This is a genomic window from Lysobacter sp. ISL-50, assembly GCF_018612875.1.
Lineage (GTDB): Bacteria > Pseudomonadota > Gammaproteobacteria > Xanthomonadales > Xanthomonadaceae > Lysobacter.
In genome coordinates, this window is sequence record NZ_JAGGRI010000035.1 from 34,080 (window position 1) to 51,291 (window position 17,212).

A 17,212-nucleotide genomic window follows, 5' to 3' on the forward strand; every position below is an offset into this window, starting at 1 on the left:
ACGATTCCCCCCTTTGAAAAAGGGGGGCCAGGGGGGATTCGCTTTTGATCTTCCCGCACCCCGAAGCAAATCCCCCGGCGCAGCCGGCTTCTCGCCTGCCTCAGCAACGCAGGCGCCAGCCCCCTTTTTCAAAGGGGGCGAATTATCCGGGCCGGCTACACCAAAACCTCCCTCCACTGGCCGCTTGCCGGCACTGCCAACGTTTGCGCAATCGGCCCTCAGCCCGGCCATTAATCCCTGAAAAATCAGAATCCTGAATGCGGTTGTTGTTCAATTCCCTGAGATCGGAGCTAGAATCGGCTCATCCCGGTCCACGCAGGCGCTGCGAGCGATGAAACACGACTCCTCCCGACGCTCACTCAACCCCTGGCGCCTGGGCACACTCGCTGCCCTGCTTACGCTCACCCTGGGGTCCACGGCGCAGACGTCGCTGCGCTGGCACACTCCCGATCCATCGCAGCCCACCGTGTCGCAAGCGGACGTGGCGCGCTCGCAAGGCATCGATGGCACTGTCGCGCCGCAAGGCCTGCAGATCGGTTCCAACTCCAACAACCTCAATCCGCGCGTGATGCCGCTGGCCGCCGACTTCGACGTGCGCCAGTTCGAAGCGATGGCGCAGGCGCTGGTCGCCGACCAACGCATTCCGGGCATGGCCATGGCCATCGTCCACAACGGCCAGATCCTCAGCGCGCGCGGCTACGGCATCACCGACGTGCGCAACGCCGAGCCGATCGACGCCCACACCGTGTTCCGCCTGGCCTCGCTGTCCAAGAGCTTCGCCGGCACCCTGACCGGACTGCTGGTCAACGACGGCACGCTGCGCTGGGACAGCAAGCTGGTCGATTACATGCCCAGCTTCCAGTTGGTCGATCCCAACGCCGCGCGCACCGTCACCGTCGCCGACCTGCTCAGCCATCGCGTCGGCCTGACCCACAACACCTACGACCGCGATCTGGAAAACTACGCCGACTACCGCGTGCTCACCCAGAAGCTGGCCTACGCGCCGATGAGCTGCCAGCCCGGCACCTGCTACGGCTACCAGAACATCGCCTTCAGCCTGATCGGCGACGTGGTCTTCGCCGCCACCGGCGATTTCTACAGCCAGGAAGTGCAACGCCGCCTGTTCAAGCCCCTTGGCATGAACGACGCCAGCCTGGGCCTGGAAGGCATCACCTCGGCCGCGCGCTGGGCCAAGCCGCACGTGCGCGCGCGCGGCGGCTGGGCGTCGCTGACGCCCAAGCCGACCTACTACCAACTGCCGCCGGCCGCCGGCGTCAACGCCAGCGCCAGCGACATGGCGCAATGGCTGATCGCGCAGACCGGGCATCGCCCCGACGTGCTGCCGCTGCCGCTGCTGGCGACGCTGCATCAGCCGCTGGTGGAGACGCCGACCGAGATCCGCGGCTCCAGTTGGCGCCGTCAGCGCCTGGGCTCGGCCGGTTATGCGCTGGGTTGGCGCGTGTTCGACTACGCCGGCCACCGCGTGGTCTTCCACGCCGGCGCGGTGCAGGGCTATCGCGGCATGGTCGCGATGCTGCCCGAGCGCGACCTCGGCATCGCCGTGCTGTGGAACAGCGAGAGCGGCCTGCCGACCGGCCTGTTGCCGACCCTGCTCGATCGCGCCATCGGCATGCCGGTGCAGCGCTGGCTCGACGTGGACGGCTTCGACGACCCGGGCCTGTACGCATCGGAAGGCGTGAACCCGCAGCAGGACCCGACCGGCAGCAACGCGCAGAAGTCCACCGCGGCGCCGCACTGAGGGGGCGGGAATCGGGAATCGGGAATCGGGAATCGGGAATCGGGAAAAGCATGAAACGAAAAGGCCCGCCATTGGCGGGTTTTTTCATTTATTTGCCAGTCTCAGTCGCACTCGCAAGCCGCGATGCCTGCCGCTTTAACGATTCCCGATTCCCAATTCCCGATTCCCGGCAACAATCACCTCGGCTCGCTCTCCAACACCAGCTTCAGCTTAGCCAACCCCTTCTCATAGTCCTTGCCGACCATCGAGTCGAGCAGCAGCAGGCCGAACCAGCGCGAGACCAGGTTGTTGCCGTGCTCGCTCTCCAGCGTCCAGGTCACCCGCGTGCCGGCGCCCTGCACCTGCAGGCCGAAGATGCCGGTCGCCTGGGTGCCGTCGAAGTCGAGCGCGTTGACCACCTTCTGCTGCGGCACCGACTCGGTGATGCGCTGGCTGCCCTTGCCGACCTTCGCCCCTTCCCAGCTCATCGCCGCGCCGACACCCGACTCCGGGCCGCTGTAGGCGTACTTCGCGGTCGGCTCGATCTCGAACCACGGCGACCACTCGTTGAAGCGCTTGTAGGAGTCGAGCATCGCGTGCACCTCGCCCGGCGGCCGATCGATGGTGATCGAGCGCTCGACGTGGCTGCTGGACGGCAACAGGAAGCCGCCGACCACGAACACGGCGGCGAGCAGGACGACGAGGTACAGCAGGCCCTTGAGCAAAGTCTTCATGGCGCGTCCCTGGCGGTGTGTTGACCGCGATGCTAACCGCTGCCGCCGTGACGGGAACGCGGCGGCGGCGTGTTGCCGACGAGAGGCGATGCGCCGGCGCCCGCTGGCGCCGTGGCTGGCGCAGCCCGATGTCGTGACCGCAGGTCTCGCCGGCCGCCGCGGTCCGGCCGAACGGCCGTTCGTCCGCCTGCCGCGGGATTCGTCCGCGCAAAAAAAAACTCTCTCCCCGCCTGGGCTGCGGGGAGAGAGCTGGATTACGGCTAATCGGGGATTTTTATTAGATCAGCGGTGCCGGGGTAGCGGGCATCGCAGCAGCCTTCGGCTTGCGGGCACGCTTGGCGGCCTTCTTCGGGGCCTTCTTGGCGGCCTTCTTAGCAGTCTTCTTGGCAGCCTTCTTGGCGGCCTTCTTCGGGGCCTTCTTAGCCGCCTTCTTGGCGGTCTTCTTGGCAGCCTTCTTGGCGGTCTTCTTGGTGGCCTTCTTAGCCGTCTTCTTGGCGGCCTTCTTGGCGGTCTTCTTGGCAGCCTTCTTAGCCGTCTTCTTCACGGCTTTCTTGGCGGCCTTCTTGGCGGTCTTGCGGACGGCCTTCTTGGCGGTCTTCTTCACGGCCTTCTTGGCGGTCTTCTTGGTGGCCTTCTTGGCAACCTTCTTAGCGCCGGCCTTCTTGGCGACCTTCTTGGTCGCTTTCTTGGCGGAGGACTTCTTAGCAGCTTTCTTAACGGCCATGGGATGGCTCCTCGTCAGTGATGATCAGGGATGATCAGTGGTGGTGCGGTAAGCCCAGTTCTAAGGAACTCTGTGGTGGCAGAGCCGCGGGAGTCGGACCCGCGTGCAACCGCCGGCGCGCGTGGCGCGTCGGAACGGATCGGGGATCGCGTCCGGCCGTGGCGGCGGCGGGACCGATGGCGTACCCGCCCAAAGGGCAGGTGTGGCTGGCCGCGAAACGGGGCGACCAAACAAAAACCCGGGCCGCCAAACGCGAACCGGGTTGCATAAAGCAGGACGCCAGCGATGTCATCAGGGATTTGGATGTCATCGGCGAAGAGAGCGTGGCCAACATTTCTGCAGAGGAAGCGAACCCTGCGTCCACCGTTTTGATTGTCCGGGCGGAGGTTCGAATTGTGCTGCATGTTGTCGCGCTGTGTTTTCTCACTCTCTTGGCAGGAAGCGTCTGCTGGGCGAAACCTAATCACGCTTTTTCTGACTGTCAACAACCCCGGCGATTTTTTTTAGGGGCCGCAAGCCCGGACGTCGCCGTCGGCGCCGACGCGCGCGGCGGCGCCGAACGCGCGCGCGCATCGACGCGTTCGCGATGCGTTCGCAACTACATCGCTGAAACCTAAGCGTGGCGCGGGTTTCAGAGCATCGTCGTTTTTCGTTTTAGTTTTTTCGTCGATGCGCGCGCGCGTTCGCGAACGCTTCGCAGGCGTCCGCGACGACCTGTACCGGAAGAAAAAATTCCTCTCCGCGAGGGTGCCGGATTTCGCGTCGCACAAGCCCGAATGCGCGAAAGTGCGCGAACTTTTTTTGCCCCTCGCGGGCGCTCGACGGCCGTCGCGCACGCTCGCGACGGGTCGGCGTCGGCATCGTTGGCGGTGTCGGCGATGGCTTCGCGGCGCGCGCGACCGCATCGGCGAAGCGACCGTTCGTCAGCCGCGGAGGCCGGCGACGCGCGCGCCGACCTCGCCGCGTGCACCGCGCGTGGCTGCGTCCACGCCGCGCGACGCGCACGCATCGGTCGGGAAAGCGTTTACGCCGACGGCGGTCAAACTCGTGCTCGCGGCGTGAGCGAACGCGCGCGGGCGATGCCGGAATGCTGTCGTCGGCTCTCCCGACGACGGATTTGGAACGAGTGAAATCGCCCACGCGAAAGTGGCGCGGCGCGGCGGAGCGGCTCGACGCGGAACTGTCGCCGGCGTTCGCCGGCCGGGTTCTGTCTTCACGCCGATTGCACGAATCGCGCGACGACGCGGCCGGCTTCGCGCTCGCTTTCCGGCACCGCGGCGGGTCGATCGAGTTCGTATCGACGTCTTCGCGCGGCGCCTTGCCGCGCTGCCGGGTTGCGCTGCGGTCGCGTCGGCGACGGCTATGCGCGCGCCTTGATCGCATTTCGATATCACGCTTTTTCCCGCTGGATTTTCGAAACGCGCGGGCTGGATGCGCGGCTGCGCAGACCCGGACTCGCGCGCGCATCGCGACTCCATCGGCACGCCGTGCGAACACAAGCGCGCCCGCTCTGCGAGGTCGGGTGAGGACGCGGCCGATGCGCGGATCGACGCTTGTCGGTCGAGGCGTCGGCGGGCAGTCGAGGCCGTGAGCGCGGGTGAGCTTGTGCGTAGCGAGCGCGCGGTCGCGGCAGACGCCGACGCGTGATAGTCCTTCGTGTTGCCACCTCGGATTCGCATTCGGCGAAACGCAGTGCACCCCTCGGTTGCCGCTGCCGCGACCATCGGTGGAGGAGGCTTCGACTCCGACCCGCGGCATCGATCAGCGTCAGCGTCAGCGTCGGTGTCGGTGTCGGTGTCGGTGTCGGTGTCGGTGTCGGTGTCGGTGTCAGCCTCGGGCATCGACGACCATCCGTCACCGCCTCCCGCCGCGGGCCGTGTCGGGAACCAACCCGCGACACGATCGGTTCGCCGCAACAAAACGGGGAGCCAGTCCGGTGCCGCGTGTCGCGGTTCGGTGCTGCGCTCCCCGTCGGCCGTGGCCGTGGCCGGCCGCGGCGGGTGGATCAGTGGTCGTCTTCTTCGAGCAGTTCGGCGTAGTCGTCCGGCGCGAGCAGCTCGTTGAGCTGATCGGGCTCGTCGATTTCGACGGTGTAGATCCAGCCTTCGCCGTAGGCGTCTTCGTTGATGGTTTCCGGCTTGTCGGCGAGCGCGGTGTTGACCGCGGTCACGGTGCCGGAGACCGGTGCGTAGACGTCGGAAGCGGCCTTGACCGATTCCACCACGGCGCTGGCGTTGCCGGCCTCGACGCGGTCGCCGATGTTGGGCAGTTCGACGTAGACCAGATCGCCGAGCAGGCCCTGGGCATGGTCGGAGATGCCGACGGTGACTTTGCCGTCGCCTTCGACGCGGGCCCACTCGTGGGACTTCATGAACTTAAGATCGCCGGGAATTTCACTCATGGCAGGGGCCTCGGACGTTGCGGGGAGCGGCGGGTAATGGCGCGTAGTTTAACGATGCTGGAGCGTCGTGGGAGGGGGGCGGCGAAGGAGACGATCGATGGCATGAGGTGAACGGCCATCGCAGAACCGGCGAGAACCCGCGCCCACGCGGCGCGGATCGCGCCGTGCGGGCGGTCGGCATCGCCGCGGACTCGCATCGGTCTAACGTCCCGCGTCGATCAGGAACGGCTCGCGGCCGCTGCGCAGCGCCTCGCGCAGCGCTTCGACGCGGTCCTGCCCCCAGAACGGTTCGCCGCGCAGCACGTAGCCGGGCAGGCCCGGCAGATCGGCGGCGATGGCGGCGGCGGTGTTGGCCTCGTAGATCGCGCCCACCGCCTCGCTCTGCGCCGCGGCGAAGGTCGCTTCGGCATCGTGACCGTGATCGCGCAACAGCCGCGCCAGCACGTCGCGGTCGGCGAGGTCCTGGTCGTGGACCCAGATCGCGCGGAAGGCGGCGTCCATATAAGAGGAAGGATCGCGGCCGGCCTCGCACAGGGCGATGACGCAGCGATCGGCCAGGCTCGGATCGACCGGAAAGAACTTCGGCGCCAGATTCAGCGGCACCTCGCGCTGCGCGCGGGCGCGCTGCAGCTCGACCAGGCGATAGCGCTGCCGCGCCGGCGCGCGCTGGCCCAGCGGCAAGCCGCCGTTGGCCGAGAACAGTTCGAAGATCCGCACCGGCTTGTAGGCCAGGCGCGCGCCGGTCTCGCGCGCGAGCGCCAGCACCGGCGCGTGGCCCAGATAGGCGTAGGGCGAGATCAGGCTGACGTAATAGTCAATGACGGTCATGGCCGCGGCGCCGTTCAGGCGATCACGCCGTCTTGCGCCTGTCCGTCGCGCACGAACGGGAACTTCACCACCCGCACCGGCACTTCCTTGCCGCGGATGTCCACGCGCACGTTGCCGCCCGCGCCGAGCGCGATCTCGCCGGCCGGCACGCGCGCGAACGCGATCGACTTGCCGAGCGTCGGCGAGAAGGTGCCCGAGAGGATTTCGCCATCGCCGTGCGCGGTCAGCACTTTCTGGCCGTGGCGCAGCACGCCCTTTTCGTCCATCACCAGCGCGATCATCTGGCGCGGCGCGCCGGCGGCCTTCTGCCGTTCCAGCGGGCCGCGGCCGATGAAGTCGCGGCCTTCGTCGAGAGCGACGGTCCAGGCCAGCGCGGCTTCGAACGGCGACACGGTGTCGTCCATGTCCTGGCCGTACAGATTCATGCCCGCTTCCAGGCGCAGGGTGTCGCGCGCGCCCAGGCCGGCAGGCTTGACGCCGACGGCGAGCAGCGCGTCCCACAACGCGACCGCGCGGTCTTCCGGCACGACCACTTCGAAACCGTCTTCGCCGGTGTAGCCGGTGCGGGCGATGAACAACGCGATGCCGTCGCCGGTCTGGGCTTCGCCGGCGACGAACTTGCCGAGCTTGCCGATGCGCGCGCGGTCTTCCTCGCGCAGCAGGCCGACGACTTTCTCGCGCGCGTTCGGGCCCTGCACGGCGATCATCGCCAGTTCCGGACGCTCGGTCACCGACACGTCGAAGGCGCGCGCCTGCTCACCGATCCAGGCCAGGTCCTTCTCGCGCGTGGCGGCGTTGACCACCAGGCGGAAGTACTGCTCATCGAGGAAATAGACGATCAGGTCGTCGATCACGCCGCCGTCGGGATTGAGCATGCAGGTGTACAGCGCCTTGCCCGATTTCTGCAGCTTGTCCACGGAGTTGGCGACCAGGTTGCGCAGGAAATCGCGCACGCGCGCGCCGCGCAGATCGACCACGGTCATGTGGCTGACGTCGAACATGCCGGCGTCGCGGCGCACCTGATGGTGTTCTTCGATCTGCGAGCCGTAGCTGATCGGCATGTCCCAGCCGCCGAAATCCACCATCTTGGCGCCGAGTGCGCGGTGGGCGTCGTTGAGGATGGTCTTCTGGCTCATGGGGCGCTGCCTGCTCGTGGGGGTTTGGAGCGGGCGATTATCCCTCATGCGCGTGTCGCGCGTATTTGCCGGATTTCGGTACGCGGGCGAATGGTGTGAGGGGTGGCGCGGATTTTGGGGGCTGCGGTGAGCGTGGCGGCTGCGAATTGCGCGGATCGCGGTGTGGGGCCGGGGCTCGGGATGCGCGCGGTCGCGGCTTGCGCCGCTGCTGTCGTTTCCGGGTGGGTCGGGGAAGCGAGTGGTCGGGCTTCGGGCTTGCTCTGCGAACGGGCGCGTGGCGCGGCCGACTCTATTCCCCTTCGGCGCCTTCGTTGTAACAGCGTACTTCGGTTGGCTTCACCTCGATGAACCTCCCCTTGCGCCGATCCAGCTTCACCGCCCAGCGCACCGCGTCGAACATCTCGCGCGCGGCGGCGCCTTCCACCGCGGTGTCCACGATCGCGATCACGCCGGGGTCGGTCACGCCGTCGATCATGCAGGTTGACATCGATACCCGCTCGCCGTGCTGCAGCTTCGGATACGGCACCACGTCGGTGATCTTCCAGCGCGCCTCGTTGCCGATCCGGCCGACCAGTTCGGCGGCGTAGAACTTCAGCGAACGGTCCTCGGCGTCGTCGATGGTGCCGATGCTGCGCGCGCAGACTTGCTCGGCGCTGCGGCCGCTGCCGACGCAGCCGCCGGTGTTGGATTTGTAGCCGTCCGGGTACGGCGGAACGACCTTGCCGACCCAGTCTTCGCCGCCGCGCGCGCCGGCGCGCACCAGCGCGGGCGCGGTCTGGCTTGGTTGCGCGGCCGGCATCGCCGCCGCCTGCGGCGTGCCGGCGTGGCCGCTGCCGGCGAAGGCCGCCGCCAGCCACGTCAGCATCGCCGATGCGCGCAGGAGCCGCTTAGCGCGCAGGGCGATCATCGTTCAACCGGCCGGCTCGACCCGCAGGGTCATGCCGTCGGTGCCGACCACGCGCACCATCGCGCCGGTGTCCAGGTCCGGGCCGGACACGTCCCAGAACGCATCAGCGATCTGCACCCGCCCGCGTCCCTGCACGATGCCGCGCTCGAGCGCGACCACGCGGCCGACCAGTTGCTCGGCGCGACGGTTCAACAAGGGCTGGTCGCTCTGCCGCTCGCGGCCGCGGAACCAAGTGCGGTAGACCTGGATCGCGGCGAAGCTGAGCACCACGAACGCGGCGACCTGGGCCAGCAGGGACAAGCCCGGAAACATCAGCACCAGCGCGAACACCGCCGCCGCGGCCAGGCCGAGCCAGAGCATGAACGCACCCGGCGCCAGCGCCTCGGCCGCGAACAGCAGCAGCGCGAAGGCGGCCCAGGCGATGGTCTGCCAACTCCACGACATGGCTCAGCCTCCGCTGCGCGGCGTCGCGGCGGGAGCGCGCGCCGCCTGCTGGGTGGCGAGCGCGTCCTTGGCCAGCTCGCCGATGCCGGCCAGCGAGCCGATGATGCCGGCCGACTCCATCGGCATCATCACGAACTTCTGATTCGGCGCTTCGGCCAGCGACTTGAACGCCTCGATGTACTTCTGCGCGATGAAGTAGTTGATCGCCTGCACGTTGCCCGAGGCGATCGCGTTGGACACCACTTCGGTGGCCTTGGCTTCGGCCTGGGCCAGGCGCTCGCGCGCCTCGGCCTGGCGGAACGCGGCTTCCTTCTCGCCTTCGGCTTCCAGGATCACCGACTGCTTCTCGCCCTCGGCCTTGAGGATCGCGGCCTGGCGGAAGCCCTCGGCTTCGAGGATGTTCGCGCGCTTCTCGCGCTCGGCCTTCATCTGCCGGGCCATCGAATCGACCAGATCGCGCGGCGGCTGGATGTCCTTGAGCTCGATGCGGTTGACCTTCAGCCCCCACGGATGGGTCGCCGCGTCCACCGCGTTGAGCACCTTGGTGTTGATTTCGTCGCGCTTGGACAGCGACTCGTCCAGGTCCATCGAACCGATCGCGGTGCGGATGTTGGTCATGACCAAATTAAGGATCGCGATCTCCAGCGTAGCGACCTCGTACGCGGCCTTGGCCGCGTCCTGCACCTGGAAGAACACGATGCCATCGACCTTGACCACCGCGTTGTCCTTGGTGATCACGTCCTGACTGGGAACCTCCAGCACCTGTTCCATCATGTTGATCTTGCGCCCGACCCCGTAGATCACCGGCATCAGGAAATGCAGGCCCGGGTCCATCGTGTGGGTGTAGCGGCCGAACCGCTCCACGGTCCACTGGTAGCCCTGAGGCACCATGCGCACGGTCTTGAACAGCAGCACTACGCCCGCGAATATCAATACCAGCGCCAGCAAGGTCCCGCCCATGATGTCCCCCTCCTTGTGTCCGTTGGGCGCAGTATAGGCCTTGCACCCGGCTGCGACCCTTCACGCCCCTGCCGCATCCTTGTCTGGGAATGCCACCGCAAATCACCTCATCGCCGCCGCCCGCGCCCGCCTCCGACCGGCCGCTGTCGAGCTTCGCCATCGACGTCCCCGAGACGCTGCTGGCGCGCGTGCGCGCCGGCGAAGGCGCGGCGTTCGAGCAGATCTACCACTGGTTCGAGCGGCCGGTGTTCACCCTGGCGGTGCGGATCGCCGGAGATCGCGACGAGGCCACCGACGTGCTGCAGGAGACCATGCTCAAGGTGTTCACGCGGATCGGCGATTTCCGCGGCCACCGCGACGGCAGCGGCACGCCGTTCTGGGGCTGGCTGCGGCAGATCGCGGTCAACGAAGCGCTGATGCGGCTGCGCAGCCGGCGCCGCCTGGAGCACGCGGTCGAAGCCGACGACGAACACCTCGCCGACGACCGCATGCCGCCCCCGCCGGCGGCCGCCGACGCCGCCGCGCTGGGCCGGGCGATGGCGCAGTTGCCGGCGCCGACCCGCAGCGTGCTGTGGCTGTACCACGCCGAGGGCTATACCCACGAAGAGATCGCCGCGCTGATGCAGCGATCGACCAGTTTTTCCAAATCGCAACTCGCGCGCGGCGGACGCCGCCTGCGCCAGCTGCTGGAACCGGAGCAGGCCCATGCCTGATCGCAATCCCAACCCGCCGCGGACCTGGACGGAGGCGTTCGCGCAGCTGCCGGCGGAGACGCCGCCGGCCGACGGCTGGGCGCGCATGGCCGCGACCTTGGCCGCGCGCCAGGGCGCCCCGGCGCACATGCCGCCCTCGCCCGCCGCGCGCATCGACCCCTCGCCTCGCCGTCGCAGCGCGGCGCATCCGGCGCGGCGGTGGGCGATCGCGGCGATGCTCGCCGCCGCGCTGCCGCTGGGGTTGTGGCTGAGCCTGCGGGCGCAGCGACCGACGCTCGAAATCCAATCGCCGGGCCCGATCGCGCACGAAGCGGCTGCGCGCGACGGCGGTCCCGCGGCGCCGGGCATTCGTCCGGGCGGTGACGCGGTGCCTGTCGGCCCGGCCCATGCCGATACTCAACGCAGCGACTCGCTCGCGGTCCAGCCGAATCCGGCCACTCCACTCCATATAGAACCCGCGGACGCCGGTCCCAAGCGCGCGGCGCCGAAGGCCGCCGTTGTGGCGAGCACTCAACGCCCCAGTTCGACGCGAGCGGCTGCGACGCGTGCGACACCGTCCCGCGCCGACACGCCCGCCTCCGAACGCATCGCCGCGACCGCGAACGCCACGCCGGCGCTCAGCGGCGGCGACACCGATCCGGCCAAGGCCGCCACGCTCGTCGCCGACGCGTCCGGCGGCCAGCGCGACACCGCCGTCGCCGCGCAACTGCGCGAGCTGCAGACCGAATCGGCGCAGCTCGAAGCGCTGGTGACGCTGACCCGCGACGATCGCGTCGCCAGCGCCACCGCGGCGCTGATGAGTTCCGACCTCGACCAACGCCTGAGCCTGATCGACACCGCCCTGACCGACGCCGCGCTGCCGGCCGAACAGCGCCTGGCGCTGTGGCGGCAACGGGTCGGCGCGCTGCGCTCGCTGGCCGGCGTGGAAAGCACCCAACGCTGGTTCGCCGCGCGCGGCGAACGCTACGACGACGCGCTGGTGCGCGTCGACTAATCCTTCCTCAATTCGTACATCCGCTGCACCGGAGACCGTCATGTCCCGCATTTCCCTGCTTCCCGCGCTGTTGTTCGCCGCGATCGGCAGCGCGCTCGCGCCGACCGCCGCGCCCGCGACCGACGCGCAGCCCGCCGAAGCGCGCACGCGCACCGTGGTGATCCAGCGCCACCCCGGCGACGCGCCGCTGCTGTTCGCGCAAGCCCGTCCGCACCTGCTGCCGATGCCGGGCACCGCGACGATTCCGAACGCGATGCCCGATCCGGTGACCAAGCCGGTGTTGATCCGCGACGATATCCGCGGTCCGCAGCTCGGCGTGATCCTGGCGCCGGACGACAGGAGCGGCGTCGGCATCATCGCGGTCACGCCCGGCAGCGCCGCGGCCAAGGTCGGTTTGCGCAGCGGCGACCGCTTGATCGCCATCAACGGCACGCCGGTCGCCGGCAAGGAGCCGGGCGCGCGCCTGGGCAACGCGCGCGCGCTGCTCGGCAAACTGGAAGCCGGCAAGACCACGCGCATCCGCTACCTGCGCGACGGCCGCGAGGCCACGGCCGATGTCTCGCCGCAAGTCGGCGAACGGGTCATGGTGTTCGAGAACGCCGACGGTTCGCAGATCATCAGCAGCGGCCGGGTCAAGATCCTGCGTTCGGCCGACGGCACGATGGATGTCAGCAGCGACTCCGTGCAGCACATCCCGGCCCGCGTGGCGGTCGCGCCGGGCGTGCGCACGGAAATCTATCGCATCGGTCCGGACGACGACTGCGGCGGCAGGCCCTGCCCGATGCCGCTGATCAGCGAAGCGCTGCGTTGGAACGGCCTGAATCTGGCCTCGCTCGACACCAAGCTGGGGCGCTATTTCGGCACCGATCGCGGCGTGCTGGTGCTCAGCGCCGGTCCGGAGCTGAAGGGGCTGGAAGCCGGCGACGTGATCCAGAGCATCGACGGCCGCCGCGTGGATACGCCGCGGCAGACGATGGAGGCTTTGCGCGGCAAGGCCGAAGGCAATCAGGTCGAGATCGGCTATCTGCGCGATCGCGCCGCCGCCAAGGTCAAGCTGACGCTGCCGAAGGCGGTGGCTTGGGTGCCGCCGGTTCCGCCTGTGCCGCCCGTACCGCCGGTTCCGCCGCACGCTCCGGTACCGCATGCTCCGGCGCCTCCTGTTCCGCCCGTGCCTCCGTCGCCGGCAGCGCCGCCGCCCCCGCCTCCTCCGCCGCCGATCCCGAACAAAGTGAGCGTGGCGCCGCAGCCGCCCATCGCACCGGTGCCGCCGCAGTGGGCGATGGCGGAAGGCCTGCATGTCCGCGTGCATAGCGTGGACTGATCGACGCGTTCGCGAAGTTCCGGTTTTCCTAGCAGGGCTGGCGGATGTGTCATCGCCAGCCCTTCTTTTTTTCAGTGGCTGCGCTTGCTGATGCCTGTTCGCGGCTGAGCGAAGAGCATCGGGGCTGAAGCCCCTCCCACAAGAGACTTCGTCGCCACGCGATCTTTTGTGGGAGGGGCTTCAGCCCCGATGCTTTCCTTTCCGATCACGCAACTCCCTCATCGCAACTTGCGAACACCTTGAAGAAACAAAAAGGCCTGGCATTCTGCCCGGCCTGTTCCGCCTACTCCGCCGGCGCGCTAGTCACCCACTTGGCGAACACCGCATCGATGTCCTTGTCGGCGACCTTCTTGCCCGCTTCCAGCTTGCCCGCCTGTTCGAACAACGGAACGATCATCGCCATGCCATCGACCTTGGTCTTGAGCAGCACGCCCGGCGCCTGACCGAGGTAACGGTCCCAATGCGCGCGCACCTTGGCCCAGTAACCCTGGGTCGCGTCCCAGTACTTGTAGGCCGGCTTGAAATCGACGTCCTGGGTCTTCTGGTAGTCGTTGAAGCCGAACTCGCGCGCCAGTTCCTCCTGCGTGCCGTCGGGCTTGCGCAGCACCTTGGTGTTGAACTGCTCATGGGTCCAGCCGTTCGGAGTGATGGTGTGGCGGTTGATCGCCGCGACCGCGTTGTAGTCGCTGCGCTTGGTGTATTCGCGCCGCGGCAGCGGGCGCCAGCTCGCATCGCTGGTCCAGGTGGCGACATTGTTCTTGTAGTCCCAGCGGCCGGTGCCGCAGTAGCGCGGCGCGTCGCTGACTTCGAACACGCACTGGGTCCAGGCGCCGCGGTTCAGATCGGCCGGAATCTTGCGCACGTGCCAGGTCTGGTCGGCGCTGAATTCGAAACGTTGCGGCGCTTCATAGGTCCAGTCCTGACGCCAATGCTTGGTCACGTGGCCGCTCTTGGCGTCGACCAGGATGTGCTGCAGCACCAACTTGGCCGGGGTGTTCTCGACCACGATGACGGTTTCGTTGCCGCCGCTGCGCATCGCCGGCGCGCGCTCGTAGCCGGGCTTGAGCAGCACGGTTTCGTCGAAGGCGAAATCGACGACGTATTCGCCCTGCATCAAAAGGATCGAAGCGCGGTCGCGCTCGGGCGACGGCGCGGCGGCGGACTGGGCCAGCGCCAGCGGGCTGGACATCAGGCAGATCGCCAGCACGCTGGCGCGGTAAGTCATTCGGGTCATGGCTGAACTCGTTGGCTCTATGGCTTTGAAAGTAGAAGAAGGCATTCGATTGCGGCTTTAAAAGAAGTCAGGCGAATTGCGCCGGCCCGGCGCCGTCGCCCAAGCCCGAGGCCATGCAGCAGCACACGTGCACCTGCGCGCTCAGGCGCGCGCCCTCGCCGGCGGCGATGCGGCGCGCGTGAGCGTGGCCGAGCGGCGACAACTCGGCGCCGTCGGCAAGCAGCACGCAATGGCCGGCGGCGTCGCGCAGCACCTGCAGGCGCAGCACCTGCGCGCACCAGCGACCGCGCCAGCGGCGCAACCAGCGGCGGCGCAGGCTCGCCCACACGCCGCCGCGCGACTCGGCGCCGTGATGCACGGGCAGATCCGCGGCGGCATCGTCCCAGGCGAGAAAATCGCTGTCGGGCAGCAGATACAAGCGCCAGCACGCGCGCCCGGCGGCATCACGGAACAGCAGCGCCTCGCGCACGTCCTCGCCGTCCTGGCGGCTGACTCTTTCGGCGCGGTCGGCCGCGAGCCAACCGTCGAGCGCATCGCGATGGCGCCTGGGGTACACGCACAACACCGTCGCCACCGCCGCCAATCGCTCGGGCGCCGGCAGGCCGGCGCGACCGCTCACGGCGGCCGGCCTGCCCGAAGCGATCGCGGCGGGCGACGGCGCGCGCATGCGTTACCAGCTCACCGCCACGCTGGCGCCGACGTTGCGGCCCGGCGCGGTGTAGCGATCCAGCACGGCGCTGCTGACGGTCAAGGTGCCCGGCACATCGCCGCCGTCCCAATACTTCTTGTCGCCCAGGTTGAACACGCCGACGTTGAACCGGGCGCCCGGCGCGAACTCCCAGTGCGCCAGCAGGTCCAGCACGCCGTAGCCCGGCGCGGCGAAGCGGTTCGGCGCCGGCAGGTCGGTCTTGTGGCGGGCGAAACGTCCGGCCAACTCCACGCCCCAGGTGTCGCGGTCGTAGGCCACGCCGACGCTCGCGGTCAGCGGCGCGATCGATTCCAGCGGACGGTCGGCGGTCTTGTCCTCGCCCTTGTTGTAGGCCGCGGCGAAGCGCGTCGACCAGCCGGCCAGCGCGTCCGACAGTTCGCCGAAATCGACGCCGCCGCGCAGCTCGACGCCGCGGATGCGCGCCTTGGCCACGTTCTGCGACTGGAACACGATCAGCGGCGTCTGCGGCGGCGCGCTGACCTGGCGGCTGGATTCGATGAAGTCCTTATAGTCGTTGTAGAACGCCGCCACCTGCGCGTACACGGCCTTGTTGCTGAAGCGCAGGCCCAGTTCGTAACCGTCGCTGGTTTCCGGCTTGAGGTTGGGGTTGGGAATGGCGGTGTAGCCGAACTGCAGATTGGTGAAGCCCAGGTTGACGTCGCTGTAGGGCGGCGCGCGGAAACCGCGCTGATAGCCGCCGTACAACGACCAGTCCTGAGCGAAATGCCAGACCGCGCCGAGCTTGGGCGACACGCTGGTCTTGCTCAGGTCGCTGATCTTCACGCCCGGGTTGTCGCCGTTCCAGATCGTGTCCTTGCGCGGACGCAGTTCGTAACGGTCCACGCGCACCGCCGGCACCAGGCGGAACTTGCCGTCGGCGAACTGGATTTCGTCCTGCACGAACACGCCGGCGTTGCGGGTCTTGCTGACCGGGAAATCGCGCACCGGGAAGGTGTCCGGCGAGATCGCGTTGCTGACCGCGCCGGTGGTCAGATTGACCGCGCGGCCGTCGCGCTTTTGGCGGAATTCGGTGTTCTCGTATTCGAAGCCGTAGGTCAGGGTGTGCTCGACCGAACCGGTGGCGAAGTTCTTGTGCGCGGTGGCTTCGGCGCCGTACACGCGCTGGTCGAAGTTGAACTCGCGCAGGCGCAGAGTCGGATTGGGGTTGTTGGACAAGGTGACGCGCTGCTCGCGGGTGCGCTGGGTGGTTTCGCTGTCCTGGCGATAAATCTGCCACTGCAGCGAATCGGCGAGAACGCTGTCGATCGAATCGATTTCATGCGCGAAAGACACGCGGGCGCGGGTCTGGCGATCGTCGCCGGACATCGAGGCCACGCGCGTGCGCGGCGAATTCGGCGGTTGTCCCGGAACCAGCGCGACCAGGCCGAGCGCACTGAACACGAGCGTGTCGGTCTGCTCTTCGCTGCCTTCCACGGTCAGGCGGAAGCGCTGGTTTTCGCTGGGCGCGTAGACCAATTTCGTCAGCACGCTGCGGCCGTCGAAATCCTGCGGGTTGGCGCGGGTGCGCGTGCCGTCGTGGGCATCGTTATCGCCCTGGTTTTCGGTCTCCTTGCCCTGGTGATGATTGACCACCACCAAGCCGGACCAGCGTTCGCCGCCGAACGCCGCGGTAGCGCCGCCGTACAGGCCTTCGTTCTGGCTTTCCGCGCCCAGCTTGAGGCCGAAGTACGTCTTGGCGCCGTCCTTGAGGTAATCGTTCGGGTCCTTGGTCACGAACGACACCACGCCGCCGAGCGCATCGGAGCCGAGCAGCGCGCTGCTCGGGCCGCGCACGACTTCGACCTGCTTGACCGTGTCCAGATCGACGGAGTTGCGCCCGGCGTTGGAGAAGCTGCCGATCGCGAAGCTGTCCGACACCGACACGCCATCGACCAGCACGCGCACGCGGTTGCCGCCGAGGCCGCGGATGCGGATGTCGCCCAGGCCGAAGCGTTCACGGTTGGCGCCGACTTCGATGCCGGGCTCGTAGCGGAACAGGTCGCGGATGTCGCGCACCAGTTCGTTGTCCATGCGCTCGCGATCGATCGCACCGACGGTGGCCGGCACGTCCTGGACCTGACGCTCGGTGCGGGTGGCGCTGACCACCACGCGGTTGAGTTCGTTGACGTCCGCGCCGGCGGCATCGGCCGCATCGGCGGCGCTGGCCACGGCCGGCAGGGCCAGGGTCAACGCCATGGCCAGCGCGCAGCGCGCGGGGACGGGATTACGGATGGAACGTGCAGGCGCAGCCTGGGTATGGACGCGGGACATTCTTCGACTCGGATGATGGCGATTGGGCCGAGGCGAGCTGGCATCCGTGACGGACAAGGGCTGGCAGCCTTGGAGAGAGAAGGTGCTGGCGGGCCGCG

17 protein-coding genes are annotated in these 17,212 nt (G+C 68.2%); 6 read left to right on the forward strand and 11 right to left on the reverse strand.

The window, feature by feature from the left end; translation table 11 throughout:
- Positions 1 to 331 precede the first annotated feature (331 nt).
- Positions 332 to 1,759, forward strand: a complete 1,428-nt coding sequence (locus J7J50_RS18830; RefSeq protein WP_215056649.1) for a serine hydrolase domain-containing protein — start codon at positions 332 to 334, stop codon at positions 1,757 to 1,759.
- A gap of 176 nt (positions 1,760 to 1,935) precedes the next feature.
- Here the strand turns inward: J7J50_RS18830 and J7J50_RS18835 are convergent, their stop codons facing one another.
- On the reverse strand, positions 1,936 to 2,472 hold the full coding sequence (locus tag J7J50_RS18835) for an SRPBCC family protein (protein ID WP_215056648.1): 537 nt from the start codon (positions 2,470 to 2,472) through the stop codon (positions 1,936 to 1,938).
- 335 nt (positions 2,473 to 2,807) lie between these two features.
- On the opposite strand from J7J50_RS18835, the gene J7J50_RS25305 reads away from it, so the two are divergent.
- On the forward strand, positions 2,808 to 3,230 hold the full coding sequence (locus J7J50_RS25305; protein ID WP_343222546.1) for a hypothetical protein: 423 nt from the start codon (positions 2,808 to 2,810) through the stop codon (positions 3,228 to 3,230).
- 142 nt (positions 3,231 to 3,372) lie between these two features.
- Positions 3,373 to 3,813: a hypothetical protein gene (locus J7J50_RS18845; protein ID WP_215062895.1), complete on the forward strand. Its 441-nt coding sequence runs from the start codon at positions 3,373 to 3,375 to the stop codon at positions 3,811 to 3,813.
- 37 nt (positions 3,814 to 3,850) lie between these two features.
- Here J7J50_RS18845 and J7J50_RS18850 read toward each other — a convergent pair whose 3' ends face one another.
- The 7 genes from J7J50_RS18850 to J7J50_RS18880 form a co-directional block, all read right to left on the reverse strand.
- On the reverse strand, positions 3,851 to 4,663 hold the full coding sequence (locus tag J7J50_RS18850; protein ID WP_215062893.1) for a hypothetical protein: 813 nt from the start codon (positions 4,661 to 4,663) through the stop codon (positions 3,851 to 3,853).
- Positions 4,664 to 5,201: 538 nt separating this feature from the next.
- The gene (gcvH, locus tag J7J50_RS18855) at positions 5,202 to 5,597 is read right to left on the reverse strand and encodes a glycine cleavage system protein GcvH (RefSeq protein ID WP_215056644.1); all 396 of its coding nucleotides are present in this window, start codon (positions 5,595 to 5,597) and stop codon (positions 5,202 to 5,204) included.
- Positions 5,598 to 5,798: 201 nt separating this feature from the next.
- Complete coding sequence (locus J7J50_RS18860) at positions 5,799 to 6,425, reverse strand: 2-hydroxychromene-2-carboxylate isomerase (RefSeq protein ID WP_215056643.1); 627 nt, start codon at positions 6,423 to 6,425, stop codon at positions 5,799 to 5,801.
- Positions 6,426 to 6,439: 14 nt separating this feature from the next.
- Entirely contained in the window at positions 6,440 to 7,561 is a 1,122-nt protein-coding gene (gene gcvT, locus J7J50_RS18865) for a glycine cleavage system aminomethyltransferase GcvT (protein ID WP_215056642.1), read from the reverse strand.
- A 289-nt stretch (positions 7,562 to 7,850) separates the two neighbouring features.
- Positions 7,851 to 8,468, reverse strand: coding sequence for a hypothetical protein (locus J7J50_RS18870; protein ID WP_215056641.1), 618 nt, complete (start codon positions 8,466 to 8,468; stop codon positions 7,851 to 7,853).
- A 3-nt stretch (positions 8,469 to 8,471) separates the two neighbouring features.
- On the reverse strand, positions 8,472 to 8,912 hold the full coding sequence (locus J7J50_RS18875; protein WP_215056640.1) for an NfeD family protein: 441 nt from the start codon (positions 8,910 to 8,912) through the stop codon (positions 8,472 to 8,474).
- Positions 8,913 to 8,915: 3 nt separating this feature from the next.
- Positions 8,916 to 9,872: an SPFH domain-containing protein gene (locus tag J7J50_RS18880; protein WP_215056639.1), complete on the reverse strand. Its 957-nt coding sequence runs from the start codon at positions 9,870 to 9,872 to the stop codon at positions 8,916 to 8,918.
- Between the two features lie 89 nt (positions 9,873 to 9,961).
- On the opposite strand from J7J50_RS18880, the gene J7J50_RS18885 reads away from it, so the two are divergent.
- From J7J50_RS18885 to J7J50_RS18895, 3 genes are read left to right on the forward strand one after another with little or no spacing between them, the layout of a single operon-like run.
- Positions 9,962 to 10,585, forward strand: coding sequence for an RNA polymerase sigma factor (locus tag J7J50_RS18885; protein WP_215056638.1), 624 nt, complete (start codon positions 9,962 to 9,964; stop codon positions 10,583 to 10,585).
- Positions 10,578 to 11,579, forward strand: a complete 1,002-nt coding sequence (locus tag J7J50_RS18890; RefSeq protein ID WP_215056637.1) for a hypothetical protein — start codon at positions 10,578 to 10,580, stop codon at positions 11,577 to 11,579. Before J7J50_RS18885 ends, J7J50_RS18890 begins: the two co-directional genes overlap by 8 nt.
- A 40-nt stretch (positions 11,580 to 11,619) precedes the next feature.
- Positions 11,620 to 12,900: a PDZ domain-containing protein gene (locus tag J7J50_RS18895; RefSeq protein ID WP_215056636.1), complete on the forward strand. Its 1,281-nt coding sequence runs from the start codon at positions 11,620 to 11,622 to the stop codon at positions 12,898 to 12,900.
- 283 nt (positions 12,901 to 13,183) lie between these two features.
- Here the strand turns inward: J7J50_RS18895 and J7J50_RS18900 are convergent, their stop codons facing one another.
- The 3 genes from J7J50_RS18900 to J7J50_RS18910 all read right to left on the reverse strand — a co-directional run bounded on the left by J7J50_RS18900 (position 13,184) and on the right by J7J50_RS18910 (position 17,039).
- Entirely contained in the window at positions 13,184 to 14,125 is a 942-nt protein-coding gene (locus tag J7J50_RS18900) for a DUF6607 family protein (protein WP_215056676.1), read from the reverse strand.
- 76 nt (positions 14,126 to 14,201) lie between these two features.
- On the reverse strand, positions 14,202 to 14,753 hold the full coding sequence (locus tag J7J50_RS18905) for a Hemin transport protein (protein WP_215056635.1): 552 nt from the start codon (positions 14,751 to 14,753) through the stop codon (positions 14,202 to 14,204).
- Positions 14,754 to 14,804: 51 nt separating this feature from the next.
- The gene (locus J7J50_RS18910) at positions 14,805 to 17,039 is read right to left on the reverse strand and encodes a TonB-dependent hemoglobin/transferrin/lactoferrin family receptor (protein ID WP_215056675.1); all 2,235 of its coding nucleotides are present in this window, start codon (positions 17,037 to 17,039) and stop codon (positions 14,805 to 14,807) included.
- Positions 17,040 to 17,212 lie beyond the last annotated feature (173 nt).

Bases quoted from the DNA above. Each gene is read 5' to 3' on its own strand.
- J7J50_RS18895 (WP_215056636.1), top strand. From the start codon at position 11,620: ATGTCCCGCATTTCCCTGCTTCCCGCGCTGTTGTTCGCCGCGATCGGC.
- J7J50_RS18870 (WP_215056641.1), bottom strand. From the start codon at position 8,468: ATGATCGCCCTGCGCGCTAAGCGGCTCCTGCGCGCATCGGCGATGCTG.
- J7J50_RS18890 (WP_215056637.1), top strand. From the start codon at position 10,578: ATGCCTGATCGCAATCCCAACCCGCCGCGGACCTGGACGGAGGCGTTC.
- J7J50_RS18875 (WP_215056640.1), bottom strand. From the start codon at position 8,912: ATGTCGTGGAGTTGGCAGACCATCGCCTGGGCCGCCTTCGCGCTGCTG.
- J7J50_RS18835 (WP_215056648.1), bottom strand. From the start codon at position 2,472: ATGAAGACTTTGCTCAAGGGCCTGCTGTACCTCGTCGTCCTGCTCGCC.
- gcvH (WP_215056644.1), bottom strand. From the start codon at position 5,597: ATGAGTGAAATTCCCGGCGATCTTAAGTTCATGAAGTCCCACGAGTGG.
- gcvT (WP_215056642.1), bottom strand. From the start codon at position 7,561: ATGAGCCAGAAGACCATCCTCAACGACGCCCACCGCGCACTCGGCGCC.
- J7J50_RS18885 (WP_215056638.1), top strand. From the start codon at position 9,962: ATGCCACCGCAAATCACCTCATCGCCGCCGCCCGCGCCCGCCTCCGAC.
- J7J50_RS18845 (WP_215062895.1), top strand. From the start codon at position 3,373: ATGGCGTACCCGCCCAAAGGGCAGGTGTGGCTGGCCGCGAAACGGGGC.
- J7J50_RS18900 (WP_215056676.1), bottom strand. From the start codon at position 14,125: ATGACTTACCGCGCCAGCGTGCTGGCGATCTGCCTGATGTCCAGCCCG.
- J7J50_RS18830 (WP_215056649.1), top strand. From the start codon at position 332: ATGAAACACGACTCCTCCCGACGCTCACTCAACCCCTGGCGCCTGGGC.
- J7J50_RS18910 (WP_215056675.1), bottom strand. From the start codon at position 17,039: ATGGCGTTGACCCTGGCCCTGCCGGCCGTGGCCAGCGCCGCCGATGCG.
- J7J50_RS18850 (WP_215062893.1), bottom strand. From the start codon at position 4,663: ATGCGCGCGCGAGTCCGGGTCTGCGCAGCCGCGCATCCAGCCCGCGCG.
- J7J50_RS18880 (WP_215056639.1), bottom strand. From the start codon at position 9,872: ATGGGCGGGACCTTGCTGGCGCTGGTATTGATATTCGCGGGCGTAGTG.
- J7J50_RS18860 (WP_215056643.1), bottom strand. From the start codon at position 6,425: ATGACCGTCATTGACTATTACGTCAGCCTGATCTCGCCCTACGCCTAT.